The sequence below is a fragment of the Legionella quinlivanii genome (genome assembly GCF_900461555.1).
GTDB classification, from domain to species: Bacteria; Pseudomonadota; Gammaproteobacteria; order Legionellales; family Legionellaceae; genus Legionella_C; species Legionella_C quinlivanii.
Map to the genome: position 1 here is coordinate 95,151 of NZ_UGOX01000002.1, position 8,885 is coordinate 104,035.

The window sequence follows — 8,885 nt, forward strand, 5'->3', positions numbered from 1 at the left end:
CTCATTATCCAAATCCTGTGACACTTCCGAAGTAATCATTAAAATGATAAACAGAACCACCACGCGATGGTTCTGTGCGATTGTCTTTTTGGAACTATTTGCAACTCCCAATGTAATAATAGTACAAGGCTTGGCAACCGCTGTTTCAGCATGCGTACCAGCCAAGCCGAGACTGCCAAGCCAAGGACGATGAAGAAGTAGCGTTGCCAACCGCCCGCGCCTGCCAGAAAGCTGAATGCGGCCCCCGGATTCAGTACATGAACGAAATTGAAGAATGGCGTGACTTCGACCTGTTCGCCATAGGCATACGTGCGGACGACGGCGAGCTTGGCGAACTGGTCGGCCATGAAGGCGCACACGGCCACCACATACCAGACCGAGGCCGACGTGTGGCGAGCCGTCTGCCACGTGGGAGCGACAAGCGGTATCAGCCGTCCGGCAAGAACGGTGCTGCCCAATCCTAGACACCAGCCCGCCAGCACATCAGCCGGGAAGTGCATTCCAGCAGCAATGCGCGACCATCCGACCAAGACGGCATAAAGCACCAAACCGACGCGGCCACGGCGACCCATCAAAGGCCAAAGCGCGCCGATAACTAACGCCGAATAGGTAGCATGCCCACTGGGCAGGCTGTAGTGCCGCTCATGCTCACTGATGATGCGCACTAACTCGCCGAAGACGGCGGGCGGACGCGGGAAGTCGAGCCACAGCTTCAAGACAGTGGCGGCCAGCAAGGCCAGCAGGAAGGCGGTGCCAAAAACAATGAGCCGATGCCAAACTGCATCAGCGCGGGCTAAATTGGTTGCTGACTTCGACCACCACCACAGACCCAGCAGCGTCAAGGGCGCTGTCCAGTAATTGCCTACGAGGCTGAAGAACCACACCAGCGGTCCCAGCGCGGCAGGCGTTCCCGCATTGATGACCTGGAACAACGCGACGTTCAGACCATACCAGTCATAGAGAATGAATTTCCAGTTCATCGGCGCAACAGCCTCAAGCCATTGCCCACGACAAGCAAGCTGGCTCCCATGTCGGCAAACACGGCCATCCACATGGTCGCGTGACCAGTGAAGGTGAGTACCAGAAACACCGCTTTAATGCCCAGTGCCAGCACGATGTTTTGCATCAGTACCTGAGCCGTCGCACGTGACAGGCGCACAAAAGTCGGAATCTTGCGCAAGTCATCGTCCATCAGGGCGACGTCCGCCGTCTCAATGGCCGTGTCGGTGCCAGCGGCCCCCATTGCAAATCCGATGTCAGCACGTGCCAACGCCGGGGCATCGTTGATACCGTCGCCGACCATCCCGACCTTGCCAGTCTGCGCCAGTTGTTCGACCTCGCGCAGTTTGTCCTCTGGCAGCAAATTGCCCTGCGCCCGATCAATCCCGGCTTGTGTGGCAATTGCCTGCGCGGTGTGCGGGTTGTCGCCAGTCAGCATCATGGTGTTGATGCCGAGCGCATGCAGCTCGCCGATAGCGCTCCTGCTGCTGTCCTTGATGGTGTCTGCCACCGCGATCAGGGCTTGCGCACGCTTTGTGCTCACCAGGATCACTACAGTTTTGCCTTCGCGCTCCATCGCAGCGATGCGCTGCTCCAATTCAGGTGGACAATGCCCCAGCTCTTCGAGCATCCGATGGTTGCCAAGGTGATAGGTCACACCGTCAATGCTGCCTCGCACGCCACGACCGGGCAGTGCAACGAACTCGGCAACATCGTGTAGCGCAACCCCTTCGGCATGCGCTGCCTGCGCTATGGCTTTGGACACGGGATGGTCAGAGCGAGCCGCGAGACTGGCGGCAATGCTTCGGCTGCTGGCTGGTAGCGCATCGCCCCACGCGACGAAATCGGTTTGCGCAGGTTTGCCGTGCGTGATCGTGCCGGTCTTGTCCAGTGCCAGCCAGCGCAGCTTGCGGCCTTCTTCCAGATAGACGCCACCCTTGATAAGAATGCCGTGCCGCGCCGCCGCCGCCAAGCCGCTAACGATGCTGACCGGTGTGGAGATTACCAGCGCGCACGGGCAGGCGACGACCAGCAAAACCAGCGAGCGGTAAATCCAGTCCAGCCACGCTGCGCCCATGAATAGCGGGGGAATCAGTGCGACCGCAACCGCCACACCGAATACGGTTGGCGTGTACCAGCGTGCAAACTGATCGACAAAGCGTTGAGTAGGTGCGCGGCTACCTTGGGCAGCTTCCACCGCGTGGATAATGCGGGCCAATGTGGAGTTGCTGGCCGTGGCCGTAACGCGATACTCAAACGAGCCGGATTCGTTGATGGTGGCGGCGAACACCAGATCACCAGGCGCTTTTTCAACTGGCAGGCTTTCACCAGTGATCGGCGCTTGGTTGACCGTAGAGCGTCCTTCCAGCACTTCGCCATCGAGGGCGATACGCTCACCCGGCTTGACCCGAACCCGGCTGCCGATGGCGACCTGCTTGGCATCCTCTTCGCGCCACGAACCATCCGGCTGCTGCACCGTGGCTTGTTCCGGGGCAAGGTCGAGCAGGCCACGAATGGCGTTGCGAGCACGGTCCAGCGACTTTGCCTCGATCACTTCAGCGAGTGCAAACAGCACCATCACCATCGCTGCTTCCGGCCAGTGACCGATCAACATGGCGCCCGTGACGGCTATTGACATCAGGGCGTTCATGTTGAGGTTGCGGTTCTTGAGCGCAATCCAGCCCTTCTTGTAGGTGGAAAGGCCGCCCGCGAAGATCGCGACGAGCGCCAGAACAACGACTGACCAATGGTTGCCGTTGTGGAACCAGTAGACGGCTTCCGCAGCCAATGCAGCCGCCAAGGAGATGCCAAGCGGCCCCCAGTTGGTAGATGCGACTGTCGATATCGCCGGCGAGGCGTTGGCTTCCTCCGCATTGAGCACTTGCGCCTCGAAGTTCAGAGATTTCAGCGCGGCCAATACTTCCGGCAGGGTGTGGGCAGCATGGCGCACGGACAGGGTGCGCTGCATCAGGTTGAAATCGAGATTGGTCACCCCGGCTACCGTGGCAAGCTTGTTGCGGATCAGCGCTTCTTCGGTTGGACAATCCATCTTGGCGATGACCAGCTTGGTCGTCTGCTCGTCAGAAGCTTTATCCATGCGCACGGCCTGCATGCCGATGGCCTTCAAGGCTTGCTCAACCGGAGTCAACGATGGCAGTTCATGCCGCACGGCCAAGGTGCGCTGCATCAGGTTGAAGTCAAGCCCGACCACGCCCGGCAGCGCGGCTAGCTTGCTTCGGATCAGCGCCTCTTCCGTGGGGCAATCCATGTTCTCGATGCGGTAGACCGCTTGGGCCGATTCAGCCGTTAGCTGGGCTTGCGCAGGGGGCTGGCTGATCGGCACGGTCGAGCAGCCGCACCCCTTTGAACCGCATTCGCTCATGACAATTCCTTTACGCAGATTTCTGTATTGCTCATTAAAGACCCTATAGCTACTATAGAGTCAAGTTTTAAATGAGGATGAAATATGGAAATCAGGATTGGTGAACTTGCCAAGCGGACAAGGTGCGAGATCGTCACCATCCGCTATTACGAGAAGGAGGGGCTATTGCCAAAGCCAGCGCGCAGCGGCGGCAACTTCCGGCTATACGGTGACGCTCACGTCGAGCGCTTGCAGTTCATCCGCCATTGCCGTTCGCTCGACATGACGCTGGGAGCAATCCAGGCATTGCTGGACCTGCGAGATAACCCGAATCAGGATTGCGGCGAGGTCAATGCGCTACTGGATGGCCATATCCAACAAGTAGAGGCCCGCGTGGAAGCGTTGTTACAGTTGAAGAAACACTTGGCCGTTTTGCGCGAGAGGTGCTCAGGGCGCTCGACAGGTAGAAGGCATGCGGCATCTTACAAGGGCTGGCAGATTGTTGTAGCCAGGCCGTTTCCGCCTCAAATGCGCCTGTGGCGTGACCTGCCAACTGCATGATCGAGCTTTCGCTTAGCGTGCTTTATTTTCCGTTTTCTGAGGCGACCCCATCCAGCATGGACTTTACGCAGTAATTTGGATAATAACCCTATGGTATGGATGATTATGGTGAATGGTTTTATTATCGATGCCAGAAGAGCCACCTATGAAATCCAAGAGCAAGCATATAGAGCCCGGCATTATTCCTTATATTCCTCAAACAAAACAACTGCTTAGGTAATTAAGTTGTCAATATTTGATATATATCAAAAAGGATATACAATACTGTTATGGTCTGGAAAATAATAATACCAACCAAAGTTGGAAAAAAATATTAAAGCTACCAAAATCGGTTCAGGCTGCCGTGTTATTGTTGGTTCGCCATCTTGAACATCATGGCCCAGCGACTGGGTGGGGGTTGGAAAAAATTATAGCAAGTTACAAGGTATGCCTGGAGATAAACGCCACTGCCATCTGAGTAAAGGGAAACCAACTTATGTATGCTGTTGGGAAGTTATCGATAAAAAATTGAAAATTACGGAAATATATTATGTCGGCACTCACGAAAAAGCACCATACTGATGATGTTGCCAAAATATCTTGGCATGGGGGACTTTATGCGGTTCCAATTGAAGTGATGGAACGTTATAAAGTTACATCTGATGATAAGTACATTTCGATTGATGATCTATTTAGTGATTTGACTCAAGATCTGGTGAACCAGGTATGTTATTAAAAGGCTTAAGATATCGGGAGGGATTGAGCCAGATTGATTTTGCTAAAAAATTAAACGTCAGTCAAACCAATCTTTCTGCCATGGAAAATGGAAGACGTGCTATCGGTAAAGAACTTGCGAAGCGAATCGCTGATCTTTTTGAAGTAGATTACCGAATCTTTCTATGAAACGGTATTTTTAAATTTTTGCGTCAGGGCGCAAGTTCCGGAGCGCTAGGCCTATGGGCTGTTTTTTGGTATATCGAGAATCGCTCTCCATGCAGTTTTTTATTCCCTAAAAAACGATCACAGCGTTTAATATTATTCTTTTCTTGAGCCTTATTTTTTAATGCTCGCCCCAACTGAGTTAACGACAGCTTTTTTTCCCTGAGTAAGGCATTGATAAATAAATTAAGAGTATTAAATCGTTTTCCATGGATAGTACTTGATAGCAAATTGTGTAAAAATCGCTTTTATGTGCATGAGATATCCTAATCAAAATTGTTCGCAAAAACTATTTGATCATATATCTTCATGCACTGCCACTTTTTAATATCCCTATTTATGAGGGGGAGCCCTCAGGGGCCAAAGTGGTGTCTCTAGAGCCGCAGTTTCTAGACTTATGAGTTCTCAAGCGTACTGTGGAGAAGGCTGATTCAATAGGATTAGTTGTCCGTATGTGGATCCAGTGCTCTGCTGGAAAGTCATAGAAAGCCAGCAGCTCCTCTTTGTCTTTGACAAGGCACTCCATGGCCTTTGGGTATTTAGCACTGTAGAGCGCAACTGTATTATCAAACGCCTTATAGGCATCTTCTCGCTTTTTCAGCCATCCAAATCTCATGTAGCGAGGCTTTTACCTTAGGCTGCATAGACTTGGGAAGTTTGGTTCAACACATTAGCTGTTTTGTGCACCCAGCATCGTTGATGCCGGGTTTCTGGATAAACCTTGCTTATCGCTCCCCAAAACCCTAAGGCACCATCCCCAATCGCTAATTTAGGCGCTGTAGGAAGACCGCGTTGACGTAAGTTTAACAGCACTTCTTCCCAGCTAGCCGTTGATTCCCGATAGCCATCACAAACGGCAACAAGTTCCTTTAATCCGCTCTCGGTGACACCAATAATCACTAGAAGGCACAGTTTATCATCCATACGAACCTTGCTGTAAATACCATCTGCCCACCAATAAACATAGCGTTTGCTCCTTAAATCCTGGCGCTGCCACTCCTTGTGCTCAAAGCCATTTTTCCTTTAAGCGGGATACTGTATTGGCCGATAAACCTCGCGCACTCTCTCCAACCAATGCCGATAAGGCATCCGTATAATCACCCGTGGATAACCCCTTTAAATACAGCCAGGGAATGAGTTCTTCCAGGCTTTTAGTACGTCTTAAATAAGGCGGCAATAGCTGGCTGTTGAAGTGAATGCCTGAGCCACTGCGGTCCCTTACCTTAGGTACCTGAACTTCCACCTCGCCGATTCCTGTCTGAATCTGGCGAGAAGGCAGATAACCATTCCTAACCACTGAAGGACGGCCATCCAGTAAACGCACTTCAGAATAGGCTGACAGCATCTCGGATAACTCCGCTTCTACTGCTTTTCTTATTAATTCCTTGGCTCCTTCCCTTAACACCTCAGTTAACGGGTCTTCTAGACCTCTTTCTCTCTCTGGTGCTGACGCAAGCTTTAGACTACAATCCTTCATGGCGTATCTCCTTTGTTGATTTTTGTTCCCGCTAAAACAATCAACAGAATACGCCACCTAACTTAACTTGTCATACACCACTTTCGACTATAACTCTTTAATTTTAGCGCTCTTATTGGTTGCGATAGGACGAAAGTTACCCTCAGGTATTACTACGTGTGTAGCTACTACGTTATTAGGCGTTGGTTATTGCTCATCAGATGCGTCATTTTGAATTTTAAATTCGGGGCTTGGGGAGTAATGGAACGGCCAACCGACTTAAGGATTATTAGGATCTCTTAGTGACCTTAATTTTCCATCTTTTACTTCATCAGGCATTGAAAATGAATATCGACCAAGCATATTAAAATGTGCTTTTGCAAACGGTGATAGTCGCACTTCATCTTCTTCATTAACAGGAAAGTTATCGCTCTTTAGCTGATCTAGCGCTGCATCCATATAAATAGTGTTCCAGTGAACCAAAACATTCAGCACTAATCCTAGTGCCCCTAATTGATCCTCTTGGCCTTCACGATAGCGTTGATGTAGTTCTCCTCTTTTCCGTGAAAGACAGAGCGTGCCAAGCTATGCCTTCCCTCTGTCAAATTCAGTTGCAATAAAGTGCTACGACGACAGGATTCATCATGAATATAGTTAAGCATATGAATAGTCTTATCTATACGCCCAATTTCAGCAATCGCCTGCGCTAATCTTGTTGGTTTATCACCAACCTGAAGAGTTCTCATAATCCCTGTTGCTGGTACTCGGCCAAGTTTTAAAGATCCAACCAAACGCAACACATCATCCCAATGAGGAATAATACGATCAAGATTTGCACGATGTTTAGCCAGAATATTGAGTTTGCCATAATCTGCTAGTGGATCAACCCGCCAAAAACGAGCATCTCCCAAATCAGCTAATCGTGGACTAAAACGGTATCCCAAGAGACGAAACAAACCAATACAATATCACTATATGCACCTGTATCTGTCATGATACGAGTAGGTTTTAACTCTGTTTGTTGTTCTAGCACTACTCCTAGTAGAATCAAACTGTCTCGCAATGTTCCAGGCACCGTAACATCATTCAATCCCGTTCTTTGATTTGAAAGTAAATTATACCAGGTTACCCCACGCCCTTGATTAAAGTACTTTGGATTGGGAGCTGAATGCAACGAGCGGACAGGTACAACAAAACGCATCCCATCAGCAGAGGCTATATCTCCACCACCCCATTTTTTTGCTAATTTACTCTGGTTTTGTGCCGCAACTAATATGGCGTTAGATGCCGTTATTGTCTCATCGCGAATATAATTTTGATCAACCCAGATCAAGCGATCTCTTTTTAATGCTGGAATGTCTTCTCTAACAAAAGGTTCAAGTCCAGTATTACAAGCTTGGGCGAGTAAAACAGCACAAATACTGATTTCTAAATCAACAGCCCGAGCATTACCTTCATTAATATGAGTAAATGCTGAAATAAAGTTAGTTCGCTTAGCGATTTCTAGCAATACTTCAGGCAAATCTACACGAGGAAGTCTAGATTTAACCACTGCGCAATAGTTTTAGCGATTCAGGCTCATCTAACTTGTCTAATTGGGTTAGGATAAGCTCCTCATTGCCTTTAATCAGATCAAATCTTATAAAAGGGTTATTATCAAAATTTTTAGCTACCAATTTATATGTTTCATCTAATTCATTAACAAACTCCTGTAAATAACCATGGGTTCACTTGTTAAGTTCAAGGAGCGACAAATCACTGGGCGTATAGCTTCCCACTCTGTTCCTCCATGAAGATTGGCTCTAGGATCAGAATAACGCCAACTTGGGCTAACAAAGAGATCGCGGCGTTTCAATGCTCCTTGTAATCTCTCAAGAACACAAAAAATATACGCAGTTTTATTGAACTGATTTCCTTTATCCAGAACATATCGTTTCCATGTTTTGCTGACTAAAACCATTGGTGCTTCTTTTTTTGATTTATTTTTTAACCAATCAAGAGCCTGGATAATGGGTTTTCCTGCTTCATTGCCCTCAAAGTGAATCACACGAAGAAGTGCCGGCAAAAAATTTTTAAATTGTTTTGTTCCTTATCTTCAAGTTCTTGATAAAAAACATCATCCGGCGGCTGAATTAGTGCATTTGCTTCGGTAACAGCAATTATTAATTCCTCATATCCAACGGTATTAAAGATTTTATTACGAACTTTCTTGATCAGTAAGATTGTTATCTAAGACAACTTTGCAAGCATCAATCAATGTAGCTGCAGCAGAGTCTAAATCCTTAATTGTTCGTAATCTCTTTTTATGATTAGAGCGCTTTGCTTTTGAAAATAGCTCACTTAAGACAATAGATAATATATCAAGGGCATCATCCTGTGTCGTATCTTCAAAATGATGAGCAAATGCAACTAAGGTTGCCATCTTTCTTTCATAAGGCTTGTAGTGGTCTAATATGCCTGGACACTTTTATAGGTTAAAATATAACCAATAGGAGTGAAAGTAATGAATCAAAGAAAGAGACCGTATTTTAGTTTAGAATTCAAACAGGATGCTGTTCAGTTGGTGCTATCAAAAGGCTATAGCATTCC

General features: G+C 48.6%; 5 protein-coding genes and 2 pseudogenes. 3 read left to right on the forward strand and 4 right to left on the reverse strand.

Features of this window, described 5'->3' with window-relative positions:
- Positions 1-38: 38 nt before the first annotated feature.
- Together DYH61_RS15465 and DYH61_RS15470 are read right to left on the reverse strand one after the other, a co-directional pair.
- Entirely contained in the window at positions 39-980 is a 942-nt protein-coding gene (locus DYH61_RS15465) for a phosphatase PAP2 family protein (RefSeq protein WP_083503128.1), read from the reverse strand.
- On the reverse strand, positions 977-3,382 hold the full coding sequence (locus tag DYH61_RS15470) for a heavy metal translocating P-type ATPase (protein WP_058523796.1): 2,406 nt from the start codon (positions 3,380-3,382) through the stop codon (positions 977-979). The genes DYH61_RS15465 and DYH61_RS15470 overlap by 4 nt, the downstream gene beginning before the upstream one ends.
- 84 nt (positions 3,383-3,466) lie before the next feature.
- Between DYH61_RS15470 and cadR the strand changes: the two genes are divergently transcribed.
- From cadR to DYH61_RS15490, 3 genes are all read left to right on the forward strand, one after another.
- The gene (cadR, locus tag DYH61_RS15475) at positions 3,467-3,922 is read left to right on the forward strand and encodes a Cd(II)/Pb(II)-responsive transcriptional regulator (RefSeq protein ID WP_276527729.1); all 456 of its coding nucleotides are present in this window, start codon (positions 3,467-3,469) and stop codon (positions 3,920-3,922) included.
- Between the two features lie 529 nt (positions 3,923-4,451).
- Complete coding sequence (locus DYH61_RS15730) at positions 4,452-4,637, forward strand: hypothetical protein (protein WP_115343327.1); 186 nt, start codon at positions 4,452-4,454, stop codon at positions 4,635-4,637.
- Positions 4,628-4,804, forward strand: coding sequence for a helix-turn-helix transcriptional regulator (locus tag DYH61_RS15490; protein ID WP_115343328.1), 177 nt, complete (start codon positions 4,628-4,630; stop codon positions 4,802-4,804). Before DYH61_RS15730 ends, DYH61_RS15490 begins: the two co-directional genes overlap by 10 nt.
- 394 nt (positions 4,805-5,198) lie before the next feature.
- On the opposite strand, the pseudogene DYH61_RS15500 reads toward DYH61_RS15490, so the two are convergent.
- Positions 5,199-6,317 (reverse strand): annotated as a pseudogene (locus DYH61_RS15500) (IS256 family transposase); the annotation flags it as partial.
- 258 nt (positions 6,318-6,575) lie between these two features.
- A pseudogene (locus DYH61_RS15945) lies at positions 6,576-8,733 on the reverse strand (Tn3 family transposase); the annotation flags it as partial.
- Between the last annotated feature and the right edge of the window lie 152 nt (positions 8,734-8,885).